Source organism: Myxococcus vastator, assembly GCF_010894475.1.
Taxonomy (GTDB): Bacteria; Myxococcota; Myxococcia; order Myxococcales; family Myxococcaceae; genus Myxococcus; species Myxococcus vastator.
Genome location: NZ_JAAIYB010000781.1, coordinates 1 through 1,910, shown reverse-complemented (window position 1 = coordinate 1,910; position 1,910 = coordinate 1). Strand labels below are relative to the sequence as shown.

Here is a 1,910-nt window from a genome sequence, read left to right as displayed (position 1 = left end):
CGGGTACGGGGCAGTTGTTCCTCGCGGTGGCTGGCGGCCTCTTCGTCCTCTCACGCTCGCGGGCGAAGAGGAAATCGGGGGCACCGCCCTCGCGCTGAACGAGAACGCGAGCAAGGAGGCCCTGGTGCGTGGGCGCACGCCCAGGGCCTTCAGTCCGCGGCGGACTCCTCCGCCGACGCCACGGCCCGCGGTTCGAACTCTCGACTCGGCTTGCCCGCGCATATTCCTTGACGGACATATTCCCCGCATGGAATATATGTCCTCGTGATTGAGACCTTCACGGCGCTCGCCGACCCGAACCGCTTTCGCATCGTGGAATACCTGTTGGGGGGCGCTCGCTCGGTGGGTGCCATTGGAGAAGCGCTGCACCTGAACCAGCCGCAAGTGTCGAAGCACCTGCGCGTGCTGAAGCAGGCCCGGCTGGTGGACGTAGAGGCGCGCGCCCAGCAGCGTCTCTACGGCCTGCGGCCCGAGCCGCTGCGCGAGCTGAACGCGTGGCTGGAGCGCTACCGCGACATCTGGGACGAGCGGCTGGGACAGCTCGACTCGCTCCTCGAAGAGCTCAAGACGCAGGACCTGGAAACAGCGCAGCGACATGCTCGAAAGAAGAAGGGATGAAGTGATGAGCCTTACGTCAGTGGAGTTGGAGTCGGACCGCACCATCGTCATTTCTCGCAAGTTCAATGCGCCCGCGCGCATCGTGTTCGACGCGTGGACTCGCGCGGACCTGGTGAAGCGTTGGTGGGCGCCGAAGGCCCTCTGCGTCACCATGGCGAGCTGCGAGGCGGACGTGCGCGTTGGCGGCGGTTACCGCTACGTGCTGCGCAATCCGGACGGCGGGGAGGTGGCCTTCTCCGGCCAGTACACGGAAATCACTCCGCCCTCGCGGCTCGTGTACACGCAGGTCTTCGAGCCGATGGCGGACGCGGGTTCGGTCACCATCACCGTCACCTTCGACGAGCGCGATGGAAAGACACACATGGTCTCGCGAGAGCTGTATCCGTCGAAGGAAGTGCGGGAGGCCGTCCTCGCGTCCGGCATGGAGCACGGCTTGCGCGAAACGATGGAGCAGCTCGACGCGCTCGTGTCGTCGCCGGGCCTCGACTGAGCCGGTGCGCCGTTCTCCCGCTGCGGCTATACCTCGTCGCGCCACCGTGTCTCTCCCGGTCCTCTCCAATGGGCCGAAGACGGTACCGGGGGCGCCAGGGCCTTCCACGCATGTCTGCCGACAAGCGCGCGCGTCACTTCTCGCGCGTCTCGCCCCAGCCGGGTGCCTGGCGTTTCTTTCGAGCACCAGCAGCGCGGTCGGACGGCGCGCATCTCCCAGGGCTCGCGAGAACACGCCGTCCTCCACCGCCAGCCTTCGGTTCCACCTGATTCAGCCAAACCCCTCCGGTCTGTCACTCCTCGGGTCTGTTGCAGCTTCGGAGGAGCCCACGAACATCCCAGGAGGCCCTTCACCCGCTTCTGTTGCAATCCTGGCGAAATTTTCAGCAAGCAAAACCAGCTCCCCTTGCCGCCATGTAAATCTTGGTAATAACGGCAGGCCCAGCTCGAAAGGAGATGCCGAGGTCGGCCTCGGCCCCACGGGAAGTCCTCCACATTCCAGCCGGGTTTCCTGGTGGGCTAGACTTCCGGCTGAGTCGGTCTGACGGACTTCCTCATGACTCCGTGTCCTGACGAGAACGAGTTGCTGGACTGGGAGCAGGAGCGCCTGTCCGCGAAGGCCGTGGCCCGCCTGGAGGCCCACCTGGATGGGTGCGCGGCATGTTGCGCGGTGGTGGCAGGCCTCAGGGGAGACGGAGTCCCGTCCCCGGAAGGCAGGGGCCCCCTGGCGGCGACTCGGCAGGGAGGGACACCGGGGCCTGGAGCACGCGTGGGGCGCTACGTGCTGCTGCGCCGCGTGGGCG

Annotated in this window: 2 protein-coding genes and 1 pseudogene; all 3 read left to right on the top strand. The window is 66.5% G+C overall.

The window, feature by feature from the left end; all coding sequences use genetic code 11:
* The first annotated feature begins 264 nt into the window (after positions 1-264).
* Positions 265-618 (top strand): ArsR/SmtB family transcription factor, encoded by a 354-nt coding sequence (locus G4D87_RS37195; protein WP_163787507.1) that lies wholly within the window; start codon positions 265-267, stop codon positions 616-618.
* Between the two features lie 4 nt (positions 619-622).
* Positions 623-1,108, top strand: a complete 486-nt coding sequence (locus tag G4D87_RS37190; protein ID WP_275902331.1) for an SRPBCC family protein — start codon at positions 623-625, stop codon at positions 1,106-1,108.
* 555 nt (positions 1,109-1,663) lie between these two features.
* A pseudogene (locus G4D87_RS37185) lies at positions 1,664-1,910 on the top strand (hypothetical protein); the annotation flags it as partial.